Source organism: Rivularia sp. PCC 7116 (assembly GCF_000316665.1).
Taxonomy (GTDB): domain Bacteria; phylum Cyanobacteriota; class Cyanobacteriia; order Cyanobacteriales; family Nostocaceae; genus Rivularia.
The window spans coordinates 8,000,604-8,027,603 of sequence record NC_019678.1 but is presented as its reverse complement, the minus strand read 5'-3'; the positions used below and the strand labels follow the sequence as shown (position 1 = coordinate 8,027,603).

General features: G+C 37.3%; 14 protein-coding genes. 4 read left to right on the top strand and 10 right to left on the bottom strand.

Translation table 11 applies throughout. The annotated features are described in order from the left end of the window. Positions 1-18 precede the first annotated feature (18 nt). From RIV7116_RS30640 to RIV7116_RS30595, 9 genes are all read right to left on the bottom strand, one after another. Complete coding sequence (locus RIV7116_RS30640) at positions 19-2,334, bottom strand: TOMM precursor leader peptide-binding protein (protein ID WP_015122225.1); 2,316 nt, start codon at positions 2,332-2,334, stop codon at positions 19-21. A gap of 162 nt (positions 2,335-2,496) precedes the next feature. Beyond that, on the bottom strand, positions 2,497-2,679 hold the full coding sequence (locus RIV7116_RS30635; RefSeq protein WP_015122224.1) for a DUF5837 family cyanobactin class RiPP: 183 nt from the start codon (positions 2,677-2,679) through the stop codon (positions 2,497-2,499). 73 nt (positions 2,680-2,752) lie between these two features. Then, positions 2,753-2,983: a cyanobactin biosynthesis PatC/TenC/TruC family protein gene (locus RIV7116_RS30630; protein ID WP_198287563.1), complete on the bottom strand. Its 231-nt coding sequence runs from the start codon at positions 2,981-2,983 to the stop codon at positions 2,753-2,755. Between the two features lie 185 nt (positions 2,984-3,168). Further along, positions 3,169-3,402: a cyanobactin biosynthesis system PatB/AcyB/McaB family protein gene (locus RIV7116_RS30625; protein WP_015122222.1), complete on the bottom strand. Its 234-nt coding sequence runs from the start codon at positions 3,400-3,402 to the stop codon at positions 3,169-3,171. A gap of 30 nt (positions 3,403-3,432) precedes the next feature. Then, on the bottom strand, positions 3,433-5,478 hold the full coding sequence (locus tag RIV7116_RS30620; protein WP_015122221.1) for a PatA/PatG family cyanobactin maturation protease: 2,046 nt from the start codon (positions 5,476-5,478) through the stop codon (positions 3,433-3,435). Positions 5,479-6,792: 1,314 nt separating this feature from the next. Further along, complete coding sequence (locus RIV7116_RS36195; RefSeq protein ID WP_015122220.1) at positions 6,793-7,791, bottom strand: nuclease A inhibitor family protein; 999 nt, start codon at positions 7,789-7,791, stop codon at positions 6,793-6,795. Between the two features lie 129 nt (positions 7,792-7,920). Beyond that, on the bottom strand, positions 7,921-11,823 hold the full coding sequence (locus tag RIV7116_RS30605) for a hypothetical protein (protein ID WP_015122219.1): 3,903 nt from the start codon (positions 11,821-11,823) through the stop codon (positions 7,921-7,923). Positions 11,824-12,454: 631 nt separating this feature from the next. Further along, on the bottom strand, positions 12,455-15,193 hold the full coding sequence (locus RIV7116_RS30600; protein ID WP_015122218.1) for a CHASE2 domain-containing protein: 2,739 nt from the start codon (positions 15,191-15,193) through the stop codon (positions 12,455-12,457). 148 nt (positions 15,194-15,341) lie between these two features. Then, positions 15,342-16,772 carry an AAA-like domain-containing protein gene (locus RIV7116_RS30595; RefSeq protein WP_015122217.1) on the bottom strand — a complete coding sequence of 477 codons (1,431 nt, stop codon included), beginning with the start codon at positions 16,770-16,772 and terminating at the stop codon, positions 15,342-15,344. A 439-nt stretch (positions 16,773-17,211) separates the two neighbouring features. Here RIV7116_RS30595 and RIV7116_RS36190 point away from each other — a divergent pair, with 439 nt between their 5' ends. The 4 genes from RIV7116_RS36190 to RIV7116_RS30580 all read left to right on the top strand — a co-directional run bounded on the left by RIV7116_RS36190 (position 17,212) and on the right by RIV7116_RS30580 (position 19,639). Next, the gene (locus RIV7116_RS36190; RefSeq protein ID WP_371261668.1) at positions 17,212-17,412 is read left to right on the top strand and encodes a globin domain-containing protein; all 201 of its coding nucleotides are present in this window, start codon (positions 17,212-17,214) and stop codon (positions 17,410-17,412) included. Between the two features lie 31 nt (positions 17,413-17,443). Further along, positions 17,444-17,887 (top strand): hypothetical protein, encoded by a 444-nt coding sequence (locus RIV7116_RS30590; RefSeq protein WP_083894108.1) that lies wholly within the window; start codon positions 17,444-17,446, stop codon positions 17,885-17,887. Positions 17,888-18,180: 293 nt separating this feature from the next. Further along, on the top strand, positions 18,181-18,681 hold the full coding sequence (locus tag RIV7116_RS30585; RefSeq protein ID WP_015122215.1) for a DM13 domain-containing protein: 501 nt from the start codon (positions 18,181-18,183) through the stop codon (positions 18,679-18,681). Between the two features lie 316 nt (positions 18,682-18,997). Then, a complete protein-coding gene (locus RIV7116_RS30580; RefSeq protein WP_015122214.1) occupies positions 18,998-19,639 on the top strand; it encodes an RICIN domain-containing protein in 642 nt (213 codons plus the stop codon). A gap of 1,751 nt (positions 19,640-21,390) precedes the next feature. Here the strand turns inward: RIV7116_RS30580 and RIV7116_RS36690 are convergent. After that, a complete protein-coding gene (locus tag RIV7116_RS36690) occupies positions 21,391-26,148 on the bottom strand; it encodes a calcium-binding protein (protein ID WP_015122213.1) in 4,758 nt (1,585 codons plus the stop codon). Positions 26,149-27,000: the final 852 nt, after the last annotated feature.

The following is a 27,000-nucleotide window of genomic DNA, read 5'->3' as shown; positions in this document are numbered from 1 at the left end:
GCATAACGAGAATCGTAATCAAAATGGCATTGCTGTGGAATTCATTTGCTGTTCCGATAACGGTATATCTAACCAACCTAACTTTACGGGTACGTCATATAATCTTCCCGCTCCAAACCGCGACCAAAAGTGGCGCATTCCTGGAATAATAACTTTGACCACGTTTAAACCAATATCCGGTCGCGTCTGGTCTAAAACTAGAGTTTCTAATCCTGCTTCCCGAGCTATTTCTACGCAGGTAATTACATCTTGTTTAATATCACTTCCCCATCTTTGAGGATAATCGCTCGCTAGCTTTAACGGTGCTGTTTTGTCAGGAGCAAAATAAGCATGATTCTCTAGCGTTACCCCTAGCATCCAATCTTTGAATTCTCCTGGTAACTGTTCTGCGGGGATTTTATCCAATTCCAAACCAAGCTGATTTACCTCGGTCATTGCTCGCAAAATCGCAATCGTAGGGTCGAGGTGGGCACCAAACCCAGCAATTATCCGTTCTGCTCCCCCATCGATACGACGAGATACCCCAGCAAAGGTTGGAATACCCAAGTCTGCTGTTAAATCCAATACCCAGAGGTCGCGGTTATTTTGCCGATAAAAATGCTGTAATTCTAAAAAATACGGCTCGTCGAAACTAGATAAATCTACCTCCGGTCGCTGTAGCTGATTGTACCACCATATCGATACGCTATCCCGTTCCACTAATTCCAGAAATCCTTGCAAAATTGCTTCTTCAATAGTGTTACCAGCAGCATTACCGTTAGAATCTGCATGACAAAAGCGGTGGTCTTTGGGTCGCGGATATTCGTAATAGCAAAACGCTGTAGGTAAGTATTTATGGCTTTCTTCTATCAAAGACCATACTGGTGTCCAATCAACGACTTTAGTCGCATTAAACCGTTGGGGAATCCAATCGTGAGCAACAGTAGCTTGTTCGTTCAGTTTCTCCCGGTTTTCGTATTGGCGATCGCTAAATAGCAAACAGCGTTCGGGATGAATCGCTTTTCCCCCTAATTCGGCAATAGTTGATTTAATCGAGGGTTCATCTCCCTGATAAATACCAGAATAACGCTCCACCGCTTCGCAAAAACCACTGGCTCGGGATTGACTATCGCTTTTACCCTTACCAGAACTCTTATGACGCAAAGCATGACGCAATCCCCGCAACGAGGTAGCACTACCAAAACTATGACCGGCTCGATAGGTATGCACTAAGGGATTGCCTGGGTCGGAAATACGCACCAGTTCGGTGACTATTCCGGTTAAGGAACCAATTAAATGCTGGTACTTCTCCACAGTTTGACTAGGAGTCACGGCTCGATGACCTCCATCGCGAGTAAAATGCTTTGGTTGCGGTTCTAAAATAACGGGTTGAAAACCGCGTTCTTGCAGCAGTTTGCCATTTCCGCAACTAGGACATTGGGGACGAAAGGGTAGCGCGTGGGTTTTCATTTCCAGGTTTATCTGGTTAAAGGTGATGATTTTTCCTTCCAGAGTCGGAAATAATACCGATTCTTGCGTAGTTTCCTTAACCTTTGTTTGTACTACCCATTTAGCAATTTCCGTCGCTGCGAATTGCAAACCCATTTGCAGCGTCGAAGGTAAAGTACCCCTTGCCGTAGGCAGACACCCTAATACCTCCCCTCGCTTCTGCTTTTGCCGCAATACTGAGGCTTCTACTTCCCGGTTTCCTCGCAGTCGCTGAGTTAAGCAATCATAACAACCAGTTTTACTTGGTACAAATATCGGTCCGAGCCACAGAACATTACCCACGGCTTTTACCAGTAGCCAAGGTTCTCCAGTTGACAGGGCTTTCTGGTTGATTTCCCTTAGTTGAGGCTGCAAATAATCGTCTGTCAGTACCACCTTTAGAGCAGGAGTTTGAGGTTTACCGTTAGATGAGTAAGTATTATTGACACAAACACCGGTATCTCTAAGTGCTTGTGCCAGGGAAGCCCTTGTCAAATCACCTATACTACCTACCGTTGTGATATTCACCTGTTGCTGCTGCAATCCTCTAGCCGCTAAAGTCGGTGGAACCCCCAGGGCACTCCAGAAAGCAGCAACTCCAGGGGATAAATCCGGTGCGGCGACTGTAAGGTAGCCCTTTTCATCAAGACGTTCGAGTACAAAATCAATATGTTCTCGCAGCACCTGCCCATCTAATTTCTGATAAATTTCATCTAAGGGATATTGTCCGTTCAGAAGCGGTAGAATTTTGCAGTAAAGTTGACCTGTGAGTGCATGAGTAGACTGTTCCCCCAGCAAATAAACGTGCTTGGGTTCAATTACTTCGACGCTGTAGTGGGGTTGAATTTGGGGAAATTTGTTTATCATAAAAATTCTTGATAACTAAGATATTTCTCGGCTTTAAATATTAGTTGCAGTCAAACCCAACCTACGAGCTAACAGGATTTTAGATTTTGGATTTGTTACTCAATTAAATTTGGTAAATTCAGAGTATTTCAAATCCAAAATCTGTTTATATATCAGCAGAAACTAAACAGCAGAAGTTGAGCGTAAAATATATGGGTTGTAGAAATTTCCGAAACTCGCGTTAATTTCATCACCACAAATACCCGCTTCAGTTAGCTCTGTAACTAAGTCGGCTTGAATTCGAGTTCCCATAGATGCACGGATTGCAGGTTTTGTTTGTAAAGGATTTAAATTCTTCTTATTCATTTCATTTTCTGCTTTGATGTTGTTTTTTGAGGGTAATGTTACCTATTCCCAATTACCCATTACCTATTAATAATTAAGCCCAAATCCGACCTCTCCGAAAAGGCTTTCTTTCCCGATCGGATTTTGTCGCTTGCTCTTTAGCAATAGTTTTCAACCAGTAAGCATAATCTTCTAACCCAGTGGCTGCTGACATACTCGCTTCGGCTGTTTCCTTGGTAGCGTCTTCTTCGTTATCTTTTGGAGTTGGTTGTTTAGCTTTGGGTTTAATCATGATTCTACCTTTGATTAGAAGCGTGGAATTCACCCGGAGGGTGATACTCCCTTCCCGGTGAAAGGTTACCTAACTGATGGAGGGAGAGAGTGAGGGAGTGAGTGAGTGGGGGGGAAATTTTTATAGGTAATCTTAGAGCGGAACAGGAGTAAGACGAATTATACAGATACTGACCGAGTGCTTACGCGAACTAAGTGCGCCAAGTCATAAAGGGTAAATTAATAAAATCTACCTCCGATCGTCCCGCCAAAACCACCACCGTACCTTGATGTCATCACCTGGTTATAGCTGCGATATTCAAATGCTGCTGGGTCGTTATAGTTCGCACCGTGGAGCAAATCCATCCGAATATGCACTAAATCTTCAAGACGACCATTTTCTAAATCAACTGATGTTGCAGGCTGCATAAAATGGGGACGTTTGACTGGGGGGGAAAGGTAAGGAAGTCTCATAGTTTGTTCTAAGTAATTTCGAGGGTAGTCTTAATAAGGTGATGACCAAGAACGAACTTCTCCCAAGGTAACTGGGATTATATCGCTCACGTCAATGGTGAAACGATAGATTTTCTTGGCACGACGGCTGTTTTCAGGGTCAAAGAATTTTAATTTAACATCCCAACAATCGCTATCCAAACGGCAGAAAGGACTTTTCTCAACGTTAATACTATCAAGTTCCATACCATTTGCTACAGCTCTATCAAAGGTAGAAGCAGCCTGAAAAGCATTAGTAACCGCAAAATTAAGCGCTCTATCTTGAGAAGTCTTTCCTAAATTACGTAAATCATAATACACCCGATTCAAGAAACTACCTAAAGTGCGACGCATCGCGTCTTCATCCCCTCCTTCTCCTGTTTGAACAGTCTGAAGCGCTGCATTAACTAAGGTATTAACTTTCCAACCATACATACCCCGCGTACTTTGCGGTTCGATCAGCGGTACTACCTGTCCGGAAAATAATTTAACGGTACGTCCGGTTAATAAACCAGGAATACTCACGCGCTCAACATAATCTTCGCTGTCCTCGGCTTGAATTTGACCGGACATCAGTTGCTGCAAAATCTGATAGACTTCCCGCGCAAAAGCCCCTTTGGGTTCAATGGCATAGACTGGGGTTAATTCTATGTTCAACGTCCAAATTAGCGAACGCGCTTCGGAAAGATTGCTCCCTAAATAATCTACCATTTGACGAGCATCATAGGGATTCGCCGGAACCGTTGTTCCTGCAATACTAGCAGCAGGCATCAATTGTTTGAATGAATCGCGACGAGCTTCACTTCCAAAGTCGTAGCCAAGGGTTCCCAAGGCATAGACTAACTCCCCTAATGAAGCCAATTCGCTGGGGGCTTGGCTGGCAGTTACAAGATTAGACGTTTGATTTGGCATTGCAGATATTTGGGATGATTGAACAACGTTTTGCTGGATATTAGAATTAGCAGACTCTACTACTGCGGTTGAATTCCGAGCTTGAGCAGCACTTGAATTTACCTCACCTAACAAGGTTTGTGTATTATCTGCGCTTGCTTCAATAGCCACCTGTTCGCTTTGCTGTAGCTTTTCCTCTGTCTTAACTACAGGTTCTATCCCACCACCACAACCACATCCTGCGGCTTCCATACCATCTACTACTGATGTCAATTCTTCAGCCATATTTCCTCCTGTTAATAAAGTTAATGCACCTGAAATATTCAGCCTTCCTGCTAAACACCGTCGCGCTGCTTCCGGCATATCGCGATTGCAAGGTAAAGCACTTTGTAATAAAATTTTGCGAATCTTTTGGGGATTTGGGGTTTCCCTTCGCTGTACCTGGAGACTCAAGAGTAAAGCGACTACACCAGAAACAATGGGGGCTGCAAAACTAGTACCGTTAAGGCGTACTGTACCACCCCCAGGTTTTGCCCCGAGGATGTTTTCTCCAGGAGCTAGTAACCCTTGATTTTGATAAGCTTGACCCCAGTTACTAAAATCGAGCGGTTTTCCACTAGCATCCATCGCTCCCACTGCTAGTGCAGTAGGTATAGCCGCAGGTACGTGTAAGCAATCGCAACCATCATTACCAGCTGCTGCTACCAGCAGCACATTGTTAGCCTTACAAAGATTAACAGCATTTTCCAACCAGCCTTCAGCTTCACCAAAATCCGTAAGCTGTCCGCCGCTGATATTGATAATATTTGCTCCAGCTTCAACAGCCTGCTCGATTCCCCGAGCTAAATCTAATTGAGAAGCTTTGAGACGGTCATCTGCAAATACTGGTACGATTAAACCCTTACACCGTGGAGCGATACCTTCAACAGCACTACCAGGTTGACCAAAAATTATGCTTGCTACATGAGTACCGTGAGCAGACATACTGCCTGTAACAGATGTATCTCCCGCTACCAGTGTCGAGAGTCGAGTCAGATTAGCTCCCTCGAAACAGGGGTGAGCCATATCTACCAAACCATCGAGGATAGCAATACAGATTTCGGGGCTACCTCGGTTACTCAGTTGCTCGGGTGACAAAGCATTAAGCATAATAGTTGAATTGGTCATAAGCTATCTACATAAAAAGGATTACAAATTATTAATTGATATATTCACAAATATAGTGTATTAAAAAAGCGCTTCTTAATCGCAATTCATTCAATTGGATTAAAATAAAAATTAGGGATATTCTCTTTAATTGAATTTAGTAACTAAGCGGAATTGTATTTCAACATTTATTCTATAGCAATAGTGTTTCAATAAATTATAAATAGAATATTAAACTGAATAATCTTATTTTTTGCTGATGAATAAAAAAGTCAGAAAAGTAGGAATAGTTTTAAAAGAGTTACTAATAAATATTTGATTTGTTAATATAATTTATGATTGAATTCTGCTGTTAAATCTATTCAAAAGAAGAATTGTAGCTTGATATACCCGAAAAATAAAATTAATTAATACTTATCAATTATTTGAAATAAGTTAGAAAAGTAAGATTTTTTATTTTGCGATCGCATATCAGAAGCTGCAATATTATCTATTTTGATAAATGTTACAAATGATTGCTTAAAATTAAGTATGATTTTGTTGGATTCACCCGAACCTGCGATCAAAAATTCTGGCAGTATAAGTCCTTGCCTATATAGGCAAAAGCTAGCCTCAATAAAAATATTAGAAGCAAGAAATTTTGTCGCGAGGATTTTGGCTCTTGTGAAAAGGATTAATATTAATGCCGGTTGCACCGGTTTGCGAGAAAAAACCACAGAGAACCCAGAGAACCCTTAAAATTTAAGAAAGAAGCTCTCCTTTTAATTTTAATTTTAATTTTTGATGCAATACCAAATCAGAAGTAAAAGAGCTACTAATTTAAAACGGTACCATTTTTTTCTTGACTGCTCCAATCAATCAATTCACGAATTACGAATTACGAATTACGAATTATGCTCACCATCATACCTAAGACAAGCAATTAGTTCTCCAGCTTGACTATAAACTTCTCAACAAGAAGTTTCCTTGTCTGACATCACATATATTGCATAGAATGCGATAATATCTACAAAAAATTTATAAAGTTTAACACTATCGGATTCTAGATTTTTGACATTTTCTTTGTAATAAAGATAAGCTTTTTTTACAATATCGGGAACTTCATTTATTTCAAACCTATCTCCTAATTATCTAACAAAATAGCGCTCATTATCTAATTTTTTCAAAGCATCGTCAAAGAACTGTCTTAGTTCATCTGATTGCATTATTTATCTCACTGTAATAACTAGCATAAGTCGGCATAAATAAGGCAACCATTAAAAATGGCTGAAAAGCCTAGGAAATCAAACTTCTTATTTCTCACTTCTTACTTCCGCGAAGTGGTACTAGCATTTCCTATATCTCAATAGGAGTCATTGATAAACCTATTGAACTATCAAGAGATTGTCCAATAATGTAAATTTGAAGTTCATCTTTACCAATTCGATAAACTTTGATATCAGATAAATTTTTGTTCAAATAGCTAACTAATTCTTTGTAATCCTTCAACTTTCTATTAAAAAAGTTATCAAGTGTTTGGTTTTTAATAGATGTATTGGGAGGATTTTGTAAAACTTGTAATAAATCCCAAGGGGTAGTAATCGAATGATGCCAACATACAACTTCAAACAAATATTCTGAATTATTTAAATCAACTAAATTATCTGTAATTTGTTTTAATTCAGAAATAATTCGTTGCTGATTAATCTTGTTGGCTGGTTTTTCATAGGAATCATAATTAATTTTTAAAGCACCACTAACCCCAGGAGGAATCGAATCTGTTTTCCCCAAGCCAATACCAGACATTTTGCTAATACGAGATACAACAGAATCGGTAATTAAAATTTCTCCAGTTTTAGCAGTATCGCTACTTAACTTGCTAGCAGCATTAACCTCCATACCAAAAATATTCTGCATACTAACAGTTAATATTTTTCCATAACCAATACCCACACGAATCAAAATCTTTTCAGCATCAGTCTTATCTAAATTATATTTCTCAACCGCTCTTTGCATATCAATAGCGCATTCAACAGCTTCTACTGTTTCTTTAAATAGAATTAAGCTATTAACCCCTTCTGTATTTACAAAAACACTATCATAAGCGTTCATGCAGTTTATCAATATCCGTTTAGCTTCATAAGTAATTTGTAAAAAATTAACTACACTAGATTCCGCAACGAAACGCGATAAACCAGATAAAGATACGGACATTACCGTCCAATTATCGCCAAATAAATTCCAAATTCGAGCATCGATTTGCGTTTTATCTGCTTCTGGTTTTAATCGTTCATTTATTAGTCTTCCCAAAATATTTAGCGAACCTTTGTAAGTAACTCTTGAAGCGTAGTGCATCCCTTCAAACCTGATGAGTAATAAGTAATGAGTAATGAGTAATAAGTAATGAGTAATAAGTAATAAGTAATGAGTAATAGGGAGCAAGATGCTCCCACTACAAAGATTAATTCAATTCACTGTTCGCTGTTAACTGTTCCCTGGTAACTGAGGAGTTTGTGGGGAAGGTGATAGTTGCTGAGTGCTGATAGTTGCATTCAATTGAGTAAATCTGGTGGGATTAACGCAATCTGCACCGTCTAGTTTGTTCTTCAGTTGAGCGCTGAAGGTTTCAAACATTTCTACCAGAGCTTCTCTATCTGTCAAACATCCTTGAAGTGCTGTTAGCTGTTCCAATGTCCAGTTATACAGTTGGGTATCACCTTGACTAATACGTAAATTCAATTGAGTTTCAAACTGTCCCAGACGGGAGTAAAAGTTTTCTACTTCGGCTTTTATGGACTGCATATCAGTGAAGAATTGCTGGTTTCTAATATCGCTCAATACGTTAGTTTTAATTGAGTCCATATTATTAGAAACTTCATTTTTAACAATCGAACTTACATCGTCGCGGAAGTTAATAATTTTATTTTCAAAGTTGGCATTGATGCGATTATCAATATCACCAATTACGTTATTAACAACTACGTTAACGTTGTTATCTGTCTTAGAATCGACTACAGAATTGATGCGATTATCAATATCGCTTTGTATTTGATGAACTACCTGATTCTTTATATTTTGACTTTGGTCAGAAATTTTTAAGTTAACTACAGAATCAATTCGCTCTTCAACATCTTTTTTGATTTGCTGAGTTACTTGATTATTAATATCTTGACCTAAATCGGCAACTTTTAAGTTAACTATTGCATCGATACGCTTCTCCATATCTGATTGCATTTGCTGAACCACCAAATTCTTGATATTCTGGCTTTGGTCGGCAATTTTTAAGTTAACTACGGAATCGATACGTCCATCCATATCGTTGCGAATTTGTCCCAGCACTTGATTGTTAATATCTTGACTTTGATTGGTCATTTTGAGATTAACTACATTGTCAATCCGTTTATCAATATCACCTTCTATTTGCTGAACGACCAAATTATTAATTTCTGGAGCTTGATTAGAAATCTTTAAATTAACAACAGAATCAATCCGCTGTTCTAATTCTTGCTGCATTTGTTGAACCACTTGGTTCTTAATTTCCTGCTGCTTTTGAGAAATTTTCAAGTTCAAAGCAGAATCAACTCTTTGTTCTAAGTCATCCTGCATTTGATGAACGACCAAATTTTTAATATTCTGGCTTTGATCGTTGATTTGAATCCCAACTTTTTCGGAAATTAAACTGTTAATTCTAGTAGTCATCAAATCATGGATTCGACTATCAAAATGACCAGTCCAAGCTTGATAGTTCTGATTAAAATTCACCTCCATTTGTTGGGTAAGTGCTTTCATCATGAATTCCAATCTAGCTACCTGCATAGCTAAACCTTTAGCTTGGTTTTGATAACCTTTTAAAATCCAGTTTTCTAACTGATCCCAATAAACTTCTTTCTTCCCGTCTTCGTCATTATTCAAAGTGACAGAAGTATTGATTTTGGCTGCCATTTGCTGCCACATCTTTTCCATTTGAGCTTCGTCAAAGCTGAAGCTAAAATTGGCTTTACCGCTATTTACACCTGTAGTGACGGTAGTTGTACTGGTGCTTCCTCCACCAGAAGTAATAGTAGTTGTACTTTTACTCGAACCTGAATTAGAGCTTTTACTAGTACTACTTGAACTACCAGCACTAGCGACTAATTCTTGTTGCTCTTGTTTATTTTGTTGTTTTTTGTTATTTAATTCTGTTGCGTTAATTGTTTCAATCGCTAAAACTATTTGACCTTCATTATCTTCCTTGTATGTATCGAAGAAGAACCCAGATAATGTAGTTTTCTCTTGAACTTCTAAAACAATTTCATCATTGAAACCATTCAACGAAATCCAGCTTTCTTCCGAATCTACCCCAGCTAATTTAGTCACAAATTTTCCACCTTTAACCCAGAGTAAAGCCCAAGGCTCTAATTTAAACTTCTTATTATCCGACCAGTAACTTGCATTTCCTTCGCGAATTTTAATTGTGTAATTACCAGGATTTATCTCAACCAAATTTTTACCAGACTGTTTGAGACTAGATAAATATTTTTCATCTAAGACATAACAATTATTCTTGCTATCAATCGTTAATTCTTGAGGATTGAAATATGCTTTGTTGCTGGTAATCAATAATTTTATCGAACCGCTATTTTCGTTATTATTAACATCAAAAAATAAGCCGCAAATAACAGCTTTCTGCTTCACATCTATTTTTAAATGATTATTATACCCATTTAAAGTTGTCCAGGTTGCACCGGTTTCAAATCCGGTATTTTGATTAACAAATGTAGCACCACCTTCTCCATATATCCAAAGTAAAACAAAAGGTTCTCCTTCGGCTTTACTCTTGGCATATTTGTAACTACCGCTATTAATACTAATATTGTAAATACCCTTATCTAAGGTAAAAGAATTCGCAACATTCTGCTGCAAGTGATTCATTTGTCCGGGGTCGATGACATAACAATTGTCTTTGGTATCGATGGTTAAAAGACTCATTGCTTTCTCCTGGTTTCCGATGACTTGAGATACTTTTTCTTGTTTTTTACTATCGTTTATAGAAGTAGATTCGGAAACTGTATTTACTTCATCCACTGGTTGATAAATACTAATTCCTGCCCATCTTCCTTTGGGTTCGGTTGTTGTAACTAGAGTTCCTTTACCAGTTTTGGTATCGATGCAAATTAATTGCCCGTCTTTACCTAAGTTATGAAAGTTGCCAGTTACACCATATAAAGTGTCACCAACAAACTCTAAGCTAGCTATATCCGCAAAACCAGTATCGCCAATATTCTTAACAGTACCAGCAGTTAAATCGCAAATTGCTAGTAACTTTTTCTTAGCATAACCAATTAAGGTAACATAAGCTTTAGCATCGCTATCAAAAGCAATTTCACCGCAGTTATAATCTTTATCTGCTACTTTTAATACTGGCTTTGCTTTTCCCGTATTAATATCTATGGAAACTATTTCTTTGGCAGTTGATGCATATAAAGTTTTGAATTTAGAACTATATGCTAAACCAGAAGCAGCAAAACCTAAATTACCAACTGCTTCTGCATTACCCGTATTCAAATCGATTTTAACTAACTTTGATTTATCTTGCTCTAAATCAAGTCCGTAAAGCTCGGCATCGACAAAAGCTATATCGGAAATTTCTGTAGCAATTTCACCAATTAAATTAGTTTTACCCGTGGATAAATCCAAGGTATAAAGCTTGCTCAATTCATTTTTAACGCTGTCTTGAACGTAAACTGTCCCCGGCTTCAACTTAATAGTAGAATTACGACTTCCACAAATAACTTTTTCTAAAACTGCACTAAAACCATCGATTGCATCTTTATCGGTAAAATATCGTCCCCCCGTTTCACCCGCAACTCTAGCGTATTCCTTTTTTACTCCTTCTTGATGCTTGCTTTTAGAAGTTCCAAAATAGGTATTCACCGCAACTTTAGCAGCTATAGCTTTCTCAATTGCTTGATTTGCTGCTGCTATATCTGCTTTCTCTGTCTTGCTTCCACCACCTTCTAATGCTTCATCTCCTAAATAGAAAATTGCTCGCTTGGCATTTTTTCTCCAATCAAAGAAATTTGATATATCCTCTACAGCACGAGCGGCATCTTCCTGTGCCCCTGCTGACTTTAATTCTCCTCTCTTTCTACCTCGGAGTTGAGATTCTGATATCTTTAACTTTGTTGTCAGATAGTCTCTAATAGTTTGATTAAACTTGGTTCCTTTCCAAACACCTTCGATACCAAACCAAGCAACTCTTAAATCTGATGGACAGCTAGACTTTGCTGCTTTAATTGCACTTTCAGCAGCTAGACTCAAAGCTTGTGCTTCATCCTTCATCGAAGGACTAGTATCGATAACAATTACCAAATCTACAGGAGGTACATTCGTGCTTTGATTACTCATATTCCTGTCTCGTTTTTTTCTTAGGTTGAAATTAAATAAGTTCATAGCTGAATTGTCAACTAATAAGCTTTGAAGTCATTTATTGTGTTTGGAGAAGCAAATAAATTGATGGGAAAAGATTAAACGCGATGAATTCTAAACTAAAGTAAGTTTCTCCAATTCCAATTGAAGAAAATGATGACTATCAATGCAGTTTAGCGTTGAGTTTATATCGGCTAATATTCTGATTCACTATATATTTAAATGTTGCTCCTTATAATAGATTTCAATAAGAATTTGCCTTCCGCAATTAAAGATAATTAATGCTTTGGAAAGAGTGTGACCGCTAATTTTTAGTTACTAAATGCATTGTATAACAATATTCATTTAGTGATATACAAAAATAAAATTAAATTCTTTACTTACTTTTTTATCACGAAAGCATATTTTAAAACAACGCTACTAAAAAAGTATGAAAAGTATGTTCCACAATCGCAGGTAGATTGCATATAAGCATCCTAAATTATTCAAAAATAATAAATATATAAGCTTTTCCAGAAAATCGGACTACTTTTATCTCATCCTTGAAAGGTAACAAAAGTAATAAAAGTATGCTTTGTCATTCTTTAGTCAGATATTTAAAGACCTGAGATTAGTCTTTTGAAGAAATATTAAAAACTGTTTCATCAATTAAAGTTTGATTTTCTTGACTTTCGCCTTGCTTGAGATATTCAATCGCGATTTGTGCTACTGCTGGCTGTTCTTTAATGGCTAATAACACCTCAACAATTTGACTAAGCTGAATTTTCTCTAATTCCCTAGAAGTAAAAATCGGTAAAGTAATAGCTGCAACTATTAATCCAAAAATCGGCGGGATGATGGGAATCCACCAACCGATGTTAAATAGCAGGTAAGTAATTGCTATTAAACCTGCTGCTGCAATTAATATAAATGGTATTAATGAATTTAAAGATTTCCAATGCCAGCTTAGTACCGCACCGATTCCAGACCACAATAATATCCACAGCCATTCTATTGGTTCCCACCATACCCTTAACATTGGTCTACCAGTCTTAGCAGCGCTAATAATTTGGCTGACAATGTTTGCGTTGATTGTCACTCCAGCCATTTGCGTCGGTGGTCCAAATAATCTTGTGCTGTAAGGTGTTTGAAATAAGTCGTTGATGCTTTCTGCAATTGAACCTATTAAAACAATCTTATCTTTAATTGCTTGTGGTGGTACATTATCATTTAATAAATCTGTAATCGAAAAGTTTTCAAAGTCTTCTATTGTACCGTGGTAATTTAATATTATTTGATAACCTCCAGCATCAGCACGAATGTAACCACCATCATTAGATCGAAAAGGAATTAATATCCCCTTTCCTAATTGTCTATAATAAGGATTTTCGGGAATAGATTCAGGAGTAATACCTTCTGCTTTTAAATAGTCAAATGCTAATACAGCGCTGAGATTATATCTTAATTTTGTTTTGGAAGAACCTACCGAAAGCAAAGCACGACGAACTTTTCCATCTCCATCCAACACTTGATCTGCTAATCCTACCTGTCCTAATTTATCCAAAACTGGTGGTGGTGCTACTTTACTACCGACAAATTTTTCAATCCCGATTAAATTAGGAGTTGTCTTGAAAATTTGCGTTAATTCCTCAGTACCCGGACTTACTGGTAAGTCTCTATATAAATCTAAACCAATATTTCTCGGTTGATAGCTTTTTAGTTTATTCAGTGCTTGAGCTAAAACTTTATCTGGAATCGGATACTGTCCAATTTGCTGTAAATCCGGTTCATCAATAGTAATTATCACGACACGAGGATCAATTCCCGATGAAGGACGGTTTTGGATAAATCTATCCAACATATTCCATTCCATTGGCTGCAAAACACCAGCGCCGCGTAGAAGTATAATCGCACCAGCTACAGCTATAGTAATACCTAAAATCCAACGTTTACCAAGACGAATTTGTTTGACATTCCGTTTTGCATATTTCCTTGCTTCTGCTAATATTCTACTAGCTTCGCGAGCAGCCTGTAGGGCAAACAAAGCTTTTTGTTTTTCAACTTTTTCTGTATCTAAATCCCGCGAAATTTCTTGTTTAATTAATTCTTGACTTGCTGCAATAAATCGGTAATCGATATCGGAAAGCTGTTTATTTTGTGACCAGGCAAAGGCTTGCTGCAATTCAATTCCTGTCAATAATTGAGATTTATCCTGCTGTTGAGAACTAATCCAAATATTTAAACTTTGAGAATAAGGACGTAAATTATCTAAGTGCTTGGCAACCCATTCTAAATCAAAAATTCTCGCATAAATAAAATTTTTGACTTTTAATCTATCTCCTTGACTAATTACCAAACCCGACAGCAACAACTCTATCTTTTCCCTACTATGATCGGTTAGAACTTGTTCGTCCAACAAAATTTGTTGATATGTTCCTAATACACTAGCTGCAATGGCATCGTTATTCAGAATCCTGTCTCTGATAGTTCGTAAATGCAAAGGTTCATCTTGAGATTCCCAACGTTGAATGATTCGCGATTCCACAATGTTGGAAACTAAAGTTTGGGCATTGATTTGATTATATTCCTTGCCTTCTCCCCATCCCTGATTTGCAATTAGATGGCAAAGTTTTTGAGTTAAAAAGGGTTGTCCTTCCGTCCAGTTTAGTATTTCTTGTAAAGCAGCTTGATTTAATTCAATTGCCCCTAAATGTAATCCTTGCGCCAAACAGAGAGATTCATTTAAAGTAAAACCTGTTAATTCTATAGATTTTCCAATATTGAAAGGTGTTGATTTTTTATTTTGGATTAAATCTGTAGGAGTAGCAACTCCAAATATTGCAAAAGTGATTCTTTCGTATTCTGGATTAATAGCTCTTTGGTTGTAGCAGTAGCGAATTAAAGCAAAAAAATCATCTACTGTAAAATCAAGACTGAGAATGTTATCTATCTCATCAATAAATATAAATAATCTCTGTTCGGGGAATTTTACCAGCAATACCTCCGAAATAAACTTGCTTAACCTTTGTAATAAAGAAATTTCTTCCCATTCTTGCCACCAAGTTTTTAGATTAACTTCTCCTGACAGTCCAAAACCAGACCAAATATCACCAACTACACCTTTATACCATTGCAATGGAGTAACATTTTCACTACCAATATTAGTCATATCGACAGTGGTACAGAGAAATCCTTCTCCAAGCAATCTAGCACGGGTTCTTACCAACAGCGAAGATTTTCCCATTTGACGGGAATTGAAGACATAACAAAATTCACCTCGAATCAATGCATCATATATCTGAGAATCAGCCTTTCTTTCGATGTAACTTGGTGCGTCTTTTTTTAGACTTCCACCGATTTGGTATTTCACTACGTTAGTTGTTAGTGGTTAGTGGTTAGCTGTTAGGAGTAAGTAGTAAGTATGGAGTTTTAAATTTCTCCTTATCTCCCCATCTCCCTCTCTTCCCTATCTTCCCCCTCTATTAACTGATAACTGCTCACTGCTCACTGCTCACTGTTCACTGTTCACTGAAAGAGAGGTTTTCTTGAAAATAAAGACGATAAAGCTTACAGCTTGGTCTAGATAAATTGCCATCTAATTGTATCAAACCCATACTTTCTAATTTATAGGCGATTATCGCATCGATTTCTACACTGCTGTCGCTATTAATTATTTTATCTAATGCTGACGATAATTCTGGCTCTTGTCTTAAGGTTAATAAATGACTCCGGAGATGGTTGCTATAAATCCCTGTTTGTGTGGTAGATTTTTGCAATAATTCAGGTAATGTCATTTCTTCTTGGCACAAATAATATAGCGCTAGGTTTATTAAATAAGGATGTCCCCCTACCATTTCCATTAACTGTTGCGTATACGTAATATCTTCCCAGTTCAAACCGTAGCGTTGGGCTAAATCTTGGACTTGTTCTAAAGTAAAATAAGGTAGTGCGATCGCCAATCCAACGTTGAAGGGAGATTGGTTGATGTGGAGCGGGACATAGCTTTCGGTAGTATGAGCGACAATCATTCGTAATTTCTGCCAAGTTTCGATTTGTTGGGCGATTTCATACCAAAATCTCAACATCGGCAAGAAGTCGCGAGCAATTGTAGGATACTCGAAAATTTGATTGACTTCATTTAAAGCTAAAACGATTGGTGAATCGATTTGAGAAAGTAAGTAAGCTTCAAAATAAATTTTACAGCTAACTTTGCTTCCCATATCTTCATCCCAATAATCATCTAATTTGGGAGGTAAGCGTAGTTGTCTAGTGACGTTAGCACAAAGCCAACGGAGAAATTTATCAAGGGAAGTGAAAATTATGTTATCAGCTTCTTGAAAGTCTATATAAACGGTTTGATAGTTGTTGGTTTGTGTATGAGCAATAATCCGATGAAGTAAAGAGCTTTTCCCCATCTTTTTGGGAGCTTTAATTCTAATCACGCATCCTGGTTTATGAACTTCTTTTAAAACTAGTTCTTCAACTGGAGGACGTTTAATATATAAGGGAGAATTTAAAGGAACTGGACCGTTGGGAAATTTGATGTAAGTAAAAAAAATTTGGTTCGGTAATTGTGAATTTTTCTCTATAATATGCTGGCAATTAATCGATTCTGAAAAATGACTTGTAATGGTTTCTTCTACTGTCGTTTGTTCGCATAATTGTGATGAAGCAACATTATCATCAATATTTGTAGAATTTGGTTGATAGTCTTTAAAGACTATTTGCAAGTTCTTTTTACTTACTTTTTGTCCCATGACCTCAGAAAGATGATGCCACAATCTGGAACCTACTTCCTTAAAATAATTGCTATTATAGCCAGAACCTTGAGCCATTTCAATATAGCCTTTACCCTGCCAGGATTGACAGAATATGAGTCGTTCTATGGGAGAAAGTTGGCGAAATAGCACCTGTAACTCCACAATTCTCAATGCTTCATCAGCATTCATGCTAAAACTCTAAATATAATTATCCGAATCAAATTATTTTAAATCTTTTTAGAGAACTTTATCGACAGAAGAACTATTTTTTTACACAAACCTTAAAATCACACAAGACTTTTAAACGATGAGTGTGTTACTGCCTTTTGCTTAATACGGTTGACAATCTAAAACTCGAAATCTAATTAAAATTCTTAACTATTTATATCTAAAATTTTCTTATGCCTTTATCCTAGATAAAACATTCTTTTCTGACTTTTCCTACTTTATAAAATTAGTACACATTAATTGAGGTTGTGGTAGTACATACTTATAAAGCAATGGTTATTATAAAATTGGTCTATCTAATATAATATTTTTATTTGAAATTTATGGTATCTACCAGCATTCCTAGCATCCAAGAGAAACAGCGAATAATTCATTTGAGAGAAGTTTCTGCCGTCAATAGCTGGGGAAAGTACATAGCAATGCTGGGGTTCCATCCTGCGCTTATCCAGCAATTTCCGATACGATGTTCGGTTTGTTTGAAAGACACGTTCCCGATTTTGATGCAGATTTACGTCAAGCTTGGCAGACTTTATTTGACAAAAGCACGGCAGTTTTTGGAAGTTATCGCTCAGGAGCAGGAATGGGAAGCTGCAGATTTTGAAAGACGCTGGAATGAAATTTAATCGGTACTTATAGAATTATTGCCTAAAATCAAACCCCGGCTTTACTCAATTTCCTCCTCTCCTTTACTTCATCCCCAGCAAATTCAAATCGCCGTGGGAGTATTACAAGTAAAAACCGACGCTGGTAAAACTCGTCAGGGACTTTGCTCAAAACAAGTATGGGCATATCTGAGCCATCCGAAATGTCATTATTACGTCTGTGGTGATGCGAAAATGGCTGATGATGTATTTGATGTTTTGATGGCGATCGCTAAAAATCAAGGTGGATTATCGCACATTGAAGCGGTAGATTTCTTCGACAAAATGAAGCAGGAAAATCGTTTTAATACCGACGTTTGGGGAGTGACATTGAACTTTAAAAAAGCCATCAAACAGTTGCAGAAAGATAATTATTCCAAAGCTGAGAAATGGTTAGATCGAGTTTCTGATAATTCTACCGTAGAAATTTCTTAAACAAATGTAGAGACGGGGCTGCTACGTCTCGTTTCTACATCTAATTATTTTATCTACATTATGAAGGCATTAATCAAAATATCACCCAACCAAAACAAGAAGCAACTGCTTTACGTCGTCAAGTAGAAAAATTGAAAATCGAAATGAACGATTACAGCAGAATTTTACCTCTCAGTTTTCTCATATAACTCTTAGGGTTACCTCATTTATTAATCATTACCACCTCAGCTTCATCCCCGATATTAGTAATTAAGGACGGAGAAACAACAAACCCCAACAAGAGGTAACAACAAATGAAACTCAACAAACTAGCTGGATTCGGAATTGCATCAATCGTATTATTCGGCAGCGTCGGACAATTGGCACTCAACGCACCATCGGCTTCAGCCAATCACCCTAGTAGCGGTTTTGAATTAGCAAGAAAATCCCGAGTATCAAAATCACAATCAAAATCATTACTTTCATCCGGTAGCTTCGTAACCACAGAACAAGACCATCCCACCAACGGTACGGCTAAGATTGTGGAGAAAAACGGTAAGCGTTATCTGGAATTCAGTAAAGGATTCACCACAGCACGAGGACCAAAAGTAAGAGTTGTTTTACATCGCAAAAGCACCGTACCCGTTAACTTACAAGAAAAAAATTATGTAACCTTGGCTAACTTACAACGCTTCGATGGCGCTCAACGTTACGAAATTCCTGCCAACTTTGATTTAGATGACTTTAAATCTGTAGCGATTTGGTGTGAAGAATTTAACGTCACCTTTGGTTTTGCTAGATTGCAGGGTGCTTAGTCTTTAACAGTTGTCAGTAAAAAGTTATTCGTGCCTGACAACTGCTCTTACTTCACCGATTTAAAATTCACCTTTATATGTAAAATTTATCTTTATTTTCTTATTGCTCTAAAACCACACACACTATTCCATCAGCAGTTTTCCGGACAAAGCCGGATGCTGCTGATTTTTTTATGTCGTAGGCGCACTCTTATTATTCACTTGTACCTTTTTCGAGAAAAATTTAGAAATACTGCATAAGCTTACAGAAGCTGACCCGATTAAAAGATGTGAGACACAAAAACCTCATTTTTTGGAATTTAAAGGAATTATTGACATGAAAAACGATAAATTAACAATCAATCTACGCCGTGCTTTGTTTAGTAGTGCAGCTTTAGTTTCAATGTTAGGAGGAATGATATTGACTCCTAGTTCAGCCGAGGCGATAAAAGTTAATGTTGCTTCCGCTAAGAAAGTTATAGCCTCTAAGCCAAAACCTAATCGCTTCTATAAGCTCACAACCATGTTTTTAGAGAAGGAAAACAAGTGCCTCGAAGGTAACAAGGTAGCTCGTGGTTCGACTCTCGGTGGAGCAGCATTTATGGATAACTGCCAAAACGTTTCCGGGCAGTCTTGGAAGTTGGTACCGGCTGGAAATGGTTACTTCCGTATGAAGACACAATTTCTAGAGAAGGAAAACAAGTGCCTTGAAGGTAATAGGTTTGCTCCTAATTCCACTTTGAAGGGAGCCGCATTTATGGACAACTGCCAAAACGTTACAGGACAGCTTTGGAAACTAATACCGGCAAGAAATGGATATTTTCGTTTGACAACAATGTTTCTAGAAAAGGAAAACAAGTGCCTCGAAGGTAACAAGTTTGCTCCTAGTTCCACTCTAAAGGGAGCAGCATTTATGGATAACTGCCAAAACGTTTCCGGACAGCTTTGGAAGTTTAAGCCCATCAGAACAAGCAGATAGTAGAACTACTATTCCTTTGCATTAAATATGGTGGGTTTTGACAAGCAGGGGAGCAGGGGGAGAAAAGAATTTTGAGAAAAATAAACCCGTCAGAATAAATGAAAAGGACCACTACTACTCCACCACATTAATTTTGCAGGGTTAAGTGCCTCTTGGTAGGTTGGGTTAAGCGAAGTGCAACCCAACACCCTATAAGGATTAAGCGATAAGGGGCGAAACCTAAAATATAAGTTGAGAAAATTGTACTCCCTAGCCAAATCTACAGTTAAAATTTATCTTACTTTTTTATTTTTCTAAGCCACATTGCAATTGATAAATAACCGCCACTATCAGCAGCATCAACATTTTATCTGGTGTTGCTTTTTCGTCTACCCAAAAATAACAGTGTTTCCAGATAAACAACACTACTTTTCAATCGCTTTAAAGAAAACTCCTTTATATAATCCCTAATAATCCCTTACTAAAACAACAATCAAATATTCCGATACAAAAAACTATATTTTTCTAAATACTTCGCAATGTTTTCGATTCTTATTGATGCTATTATCAATAGTCCAACAGCAGTATAGGAGTTACAGTATGTAACATACTATTTGTAGGCTGGCGAAAGTAATACAAACTTTTATTTTTACTGCTTCAAAGCTTAAAATCTCGTTTATTTTTTGTAGTACGCAACCTGTCATTTTGCAGTAATTTCCTTGAATTTACAAAATTTATCTGACTCTTGTTTACATTGCTTAATATTAGACAGATATCAATTTGATTTAATCAACTGAGTAATGAGAAAATTATAGGTTTATTTATAGATAAGGTAGTCGAGCACAATCCGTTTAAGAAGAAATAATTATTATAGTTTCCAAGGATTTAAGGTTAATCCGAATTAAAAGGCATATTTTGCAGATGGCGATCGCCTTGTAAATGTTCTCACGAGAATAACCATTAGCAACCTGTTCGAGAATTTAGAGGTTGTTTGAAAAGTGGTTAGCTGTGATTTGAAACACTTATCGATCTCCCCTAACCCCCCTTAAAAAAGGGGGAATCGGAATCAAAGTCCCCCTTTTTAAGCGGGATAATGGGGGATTTAGAACGTTTTGCTACAGACAAGAAGACTTTTAAAACATCCTCTCAGGAACGCTGGGGTTGAGAATGCTATCAATTTATTTTTGCTCAACTCTAAAGATATAGTTGAGTCAAGTTTTTGAGAAGTTAATGATATAGCTCATAGATTGATTCAAATACTAATAAAACTGGAATTTAGATATACTATAACTAGGATTATATTAGAGTATGAATATGGAAAAAATATAATTTATAAAATGAAGTGTAAATAGAATAAAAGAATACTCTTTTAATTGAAAATGATAAAAAAAGTGGAATCCAAGTTAAGGAATTAGATTCCACGGAGGAAAATGCAAAAACAATATTATCTTCTGGTATTTCTATTTTGATTTCCAGATAATAATTTTATTTATAGTGTATTATGCATACCTGAACAAAAATTTGGATTATGATTTGTTAAAAAATAGTTTAAGCAAATAAAATAAATATTTTTCTACTTTTCTTACTAGTTAATGATTGGTTTATCTCAAAACAATTATGAATTAAGTTAGTTTCTTTAACTCGAACAAGATAGTTATTTAGGACTTATGCACTCGTTTGGAGGAATGTAATTGGTAAATTTTGTGAATTTAAGAATGTGTGAACGAACCCGGCTTTTTCAAAAAACCGGGTTTCTCAATTCTTGCCGTAAATTAAACAGCAAAAATCATATCTTGATTGCTGCTAAATGTATTTGCAGATTGCCCTGCTACTACTGCGAGTTTGTCACCTTCTTGGAAGATTTCAGTACCCGAATCACCATCGGTAAAGTTGAGATTATCCAAACTACTTACTTCTAATTTCGTTGCACCTAATTGGAAGTTGAAAATAGTATCGAAACCTGCACCTTTATCTAAAATAACGGTAGCTTCTCCAGCACCAAGGAATACGGTATCGAATCCCATACCGGAGTCAATTAAGTCGTTACCACCGTTTCCAAAGATGTAATCATCACCTCTACCACCGCTAATTTTATCAGCTTCAAAACTACCGTAAATATCGTCGTCACCTCTTCCACCAATTAAGGTGTCTCCTCCACCGTTACCGGAAATATTATCGTCACCTCTAACACCGCTAATTATTTCAGCAGCATTGGTACCGTAGAGATTATCATCTTGGGTGGTTCCGGATATTTCGTTGGCAACAGAGGTATCAACAATAGTAAAGCTAGCAGCGTTATCATTAGAATCAATACTGTAATCACCACTCGCTAAACCAAATTTAACGCTTTCAGGTCCTTCTGTATTATTATCGGCGATAATATCATTTAACAAAGTTGCGCTCTTCGCACCTTCAGCAATAGTAACGGTTGCTCCATCAATTAACCCAGTTGATTCGTTAACTAGTAATTCAAAGTCGGTTATATTCTCGCTACCTTCTACAAAGTAGGTGATATCTCCGGGTAGTGGATCTGTATCTTCAACTAAATCAAGATTGACTGTTAAACCACCAGTTGGAGCAGCTTCTGTTAACTCAAAGTTGAATTTTAGCTGTTCTCCTTCGTTTACGTTTGTTGGTTGTGCATTTAAGCTGAGGGTTGTTAAAACAGGTTCGACAGTTTCGGCAAATAATTTCACATTATCAAATTCTACGTCTTCTCCCGAATCTGCTAAAAGGTTAACCAAGCGGATTCCTAAATCTTGTCCGAGGAAGGCTTCGGTTTCGGTAGCAGTGAAGTTTACTGTAGAAGTTTCAAATACTCCTTCTGCAATGCTCAGACTATTATCATCTCTAGCAAGAACTTTTCCACCTGCAAGTAATTCGACACGATAACCGGGGAAGCCCTCATAATTAAAACCATCGTCTGGATTATTTTCAGCAGCGTTACCAACTTCAACTTGTAAGGAGTATTTAGTATTAGCTTTTAGTTGAGTATCGAGAGTTTGGGTTAAACCAAATATTCCGCTTCCAATTGGTGCTTGTGAGTAAGCATATGCCGTATTTTCTCCTTCTGGAGCTTCTGAAGCAAATACATTTGGAATTGGATTATAAGCACCGACATCGGTAATATTTTCACCAATTAATGCATCTGGGTCAAATACTTTCCAACCGGGAATAAATTCACCCAAACTTGTTTGAGTAAATTGGTTTTCTGGTAATTGAGGAATTTCAAAACTCGGGTTAACGACAGCGTTGTGGACATTCGCCTTACCACCAACAGAAGTATCAACAATCGTAAAGCTAGCAGCATTCTCGTCAGAATCAATGCTGTAATCACCACTCGCTAAACCAAATTTAACGCTTTCAGGTCCTTCGGTATTGTTATCGGCGATAATGTCATTTAACAAAGTTGCGCTGGTTGCACCTTCGGCAATTGTTACGGTTGCTCCGTCAATTAACCCAGTTGATTCGTTAACAAGTAATTCAAAGTCAGTTATATTCTCGCTACCTTCTACAAAGTAGGTGATATCTCCCGGTAATGGATCTGTATCTTCAACTAAATCGAGATTAACTGTTAAACCACCAGTTGGAGCAACTTCTGAGAATTCAAAATTGAATTTTAGCTGTTCTCCTTCGTTTACGTTTGTTGGTTCTGTATTTAAGCTAACGATGGGTAAATCGGTGACAATTATATTTGCCGAACTCTGGTTAGAATCAATGGTGTAGCCCTCTCCTTCTAAAATAGTAAATCCCGAAAGTTCTTCTCCTTCTGCTACACCGTCGGGGATACCTGTAAACATTAGTTTTGCTTCAGTTGCTCCTGGTTCTACAACGATAAAACTAGGACTATCGCCTTCGGTGATGATTTCAATATCACTAATATTCTCTAAGGCAACTTCTGAATCTCCTTGCATCCCATCTTGATCAACAGCTTCAAATTTAATTTTAAGTCCTTCTTCTGGAGCAGGTTGCGAGAGAGTTATAACAAACGAACCCATCCCACCATTTTCAGTAAAAATAGTTGGCTCTGCTGTGACACTAACAACTGGTGTAGAAGAAGATGAATCTTGCTCTACAATCGTTGTAACCACTTCCCGGCTGACAGGATTAGCTCTGTAATTTGCCCCATCGGCTAAAATAGTGGTGAAAATCTCGTCGATTTCTTCAAGATCGTCTGCAACAGCTTGCGAAACTAATGTCGCTTCCGTAGCACCTTCAGCAATAGTTACATTAAAACCAAGGGATACGTTATCTACCACGAGGAAACTAAAGTCGGTAATATTAGTACTACCTTCAACGTTGTAATCTACATCTCCTGGTTCTGGATCGTTATTGAAAGTAATGGGTAACGAGAGAGTTAATCCACCTTCGGGAGCGGGTTGATTTAAACTGAAATTCCAAGCAAAGGTATCTCCTTCGGCAACGTTAACTTGTTCGGGGGTGAAGCTGACTACTGGTTCTCTGGTAAGAACTGTAACTACTTCATTACTGTCAGGATTTGCCCTGTAATCTACCCCGTCAGCTAAAACCGTAGTAAAAATTTCGTCAGCAGAATCATCAAGATCGTCATCATCATCAACAGTTTCGGAAACTAATGTTGCTTGGGTTATGCCTTCTGCTAGAGTCACGCTAAAGCCAATCGATATATCATCTTCGACAATGAAATCAAAATCGGTAATACCAGTACTGCCTTCAACGTTGTAAATTACATCTCCTGGTGCTGGATCGTTATTTTGAGTAATTGGTAATGAGAGAGTTAACCCACCCGACGGTACGGGTTTATCTAAACTAAAATCCCAAGCAAATGTATCTCCTTCAGTGGAAATTAATGCGGATGGAGTGATGCTAACAACGGGTGCAGAAGAAGGAGGAGCAACACCATCCTCAGCAATGGTTGTTACTACTTGATTACTGACAGGATTAGCAACATAGTCATTCCCATCGGCTAAAACAGTGGTGAAAATTTCGTCGAATTCTGCTACATCATCTACAACAGCTTGGGAAACTAATGTTGCGACCGTTTCGCCTTCTGGAATCGTTAGGGTAAAACCAATGGACACATCATTTTCGGTGATGAAACCAAAGTCCTCGATATTAGTGCTTCCTTCAACGTTGTAAATGACATCTCCGGGTGCTGGATCGTTATTGAGAGTAATGGGTAACGAGAGAGTTAATCCACCTTCGGGTGCGGGTTGATTTAAACTGAAATTCCAAGCAAAGGTATCTCCTTCAGCAACGTTAACTCGATCTGTGGTTAAAGTAACGACTGTTCGGTCGGTGAAGACAGTAAAAAGGTTATTTTGATCGGGATTGGCGCGATAATCCTCCCCATCAGCTAATGATAAAGTGATGATTTCGTCGGTTTCTGGAATATCATCGGCAACTGTATCTGCAACTAACAGCGCTTCAGTTATACCCTCAGCCAAGGTAACGGTAACGCCAAGGGCTACGCCATCTACGATCAGGCCATTAGAATCGGTAATACCGGTGCTAGCTTCTTGGTTGATGTTTAACTCGCCTATTGTTGACTCAGTATTTTGAGTAACTACTAAATTTACAGTTAATCCACCTTCAGGAACAGGACGATCTAATGTGATATTCCGAACCAGTGAATTTCCTTCAGTGGCAATTAAAATTTCTGGAGAAAGACTGACTATTGGTAATTCATTAGACTTATCTACAAGCGTAAAGCTAGCGGCGTTATCTTCAGAATCAATCTTGTAACCTTCACCCATATCAAGAGTATAGGTCAGAGTTTCAGGTGACTCTAGGATTCCATCATCGGGAATGTCTTGGACTAAAATTGCTTCTGTTGCACCTTCTGCAATAGTTATAATTTGTGGTGCTACAGTATCTCCCTCTTGGAAAAGATTTTTAAATTCAACAATGTTGCTACTTGCTTCGGGGTTAAAAATAAATTCGTCAAAACCCGGATCGCTATCTTCAACATTAAAGTTGACAACTAAACCACCATTAGGTGCTGGTTCAGAAAGAGTAAAAATTAACTTCGCTTGTCCGTCTTCAACTACTGTTTCTGATTCAATCTTTAAGCTAACTGTAGGTTTCATAAAGTCCTCAATAGTAGTAGTAATCGTGGTTGAAGCTGAATCTACTATGTAATTGTCGTTATCAAGTAAAGTTAGAGAATAAGTTTCATCACCCTCTACTTTGTTATCTGTAAGTGCTTTAATTCCAATTGTTGCTTCAGTAGCACCTGATGCAATTGTGATATTGGCAACAAAAATTCCATTCTCTACCCTATTATTAGAATCAGTAACATTACTGAACAGTTCTAAGGCATTATCTGTATCACCAGGTTCGCCGTCGGGGTCATCTATCCGCAATTTGATAGCTAAACCACCTGCTGGTGCTGGTTCGCTGAGATTAAAGGTAATTAGCTGTGCTTCTCCACCTTCAACAATTACCGTTCTATCAACGCTAAAATTAACTACAGGTAATTCAACGTATGAGAAAACTTCCCCAAAAATCAGCGGAATTGAATTTACAGGCAAATTGGAATCCTGGGACATTTTTTTACTTACTATTAGTTACTATTAATTACCCATGAAAAAGCCGCACTGCTCTATTAGCAGCAGTCTAAAATCAATATTCAGCCAACCGAAATTGTGTTTTTGCCGCAATTAAATCAAAGATAAACTGCTACTTCGATTAGTTGTAGCAGCAATATTAATAATCAGGAAACAACTATTTGTACAGATATTTGGATTGAACTGATTTAATAGTCAAATCACTAATAGCACCTTTAATATTGATGTTAGTTTATCAATGATGCTTTTTTCTATTAAATGATTTATTTTTACTATTAGCATATCTCTTCTTGAGAACACCTTATAGTAAATATTTGATTCCCGACAATCCAAATATGCAGCAAATACTATTCTGCTTGCTGCTGTTAAATACTAACTTAATCCTAGATTATTTATACATTCAAACTATACGCAAAATTACAGTCCAAAACTATAAAGTTTTGATGAAGAATACCGCATTAAGAATGTCGGAAAAGTTGATATATAAGAGTTTGATTTGTTTCCTACTTTTATGACTTTTCTTACTTATTAGTCTTATTCCATTCTCCTTTAAAATCAGTTTTCACATAAGAAATCATCGAAGCGTGCATATCTCCGTTAAGTACCAAAAAATTAAATTAATAACTTAATCAGTTTTGTGTTTGTGGGTTTCACTATTTCTTTCCAGTAATAACAATTATGACTATCTGAAAAAGCACCTAGAATATGATTCTCGCCTAAATTTGCTTCTAAGGAACGAATTTTAATTGTATTGCTAAACATACTTTTCTTACTTTTAAATTTGTTACTAAACTAACTTTTCCCTTGAATAAAAGTCATAAAAGTGATATTGAA

Bases quoted from the DNA above. Each gene is read 5' to 3' on its own strand.
- RIV7116_RS30620 (WP_015122221.1), bottom strand. From the start codon at position 5,478: ATGACCAATTCAACTATTATGCTTAATGCTTTGTCACCCGAGCAACTG.
- RIV7116_RS36690 (WP_015122213.1), bottom strand. From the start codon at position 26,148: ATGTCCCAGGATTCCAATTTGCCTGTAAATTCAATTCCGCTGATTTTT.
- RIV7116_RS30580 (WP_015122214.1), top strand. From the start codon at position 18,998: ATGAAAAACGATAAATTAACAATCAATCTACGCCGTGCTTTGTTTAGT.
- RIV7116_RS36195 (WP_015122220.1), bottom strand. From the start codon at position 7,791: ATGCACTACGCTTCAAGAGTTACTTACAAAGGTTCGCTAAATATTTTG.
- RIV7116_RS30625 (WP_015122222.1), bottom strand. From the start codon at position 3,402: ATGAGACTTCCTTACCTTTCCCCCCCAGTCAAACGTCCCCATTTTATG.
- RIV7116_RS30640 (WP_015122225.1), bottom strand. From the start codon at position 2,334: ATGATAAACAAATTTCCCCAAATTCAACCCCACTACAGCGTCGAAGTA.
- RIV7116_RS30605 (WP_015122219.1), bottom strand. From the start codon at position 11,823: ATGAGTAATCAAAGCACGAATGTACCTCCTGTAGATTTGGTAATTGTT.
- RIV7116_RS30635 (WP_015122224.1), bottom strand. From the start codon at position 2,679: ATGAATAAGAAGAATTTAAATCCTTTACAAACAAAACCTGCAATCCGT.
- RIV7116_RS30585 (WP_015122215.1), top strand. From the start codon at position 18,181: ATGAAACTCAACAAACTAGCTGGATTCGGAATTGCATCAATCGTATTA.
- RIV7116_RS30595 (WP_015122217.1), bottom strand. From the start codon at position 16,772: ATGAATGCTGATGAAGCATTGAGAATTGTGGAGTTACAGGTGCTATTT.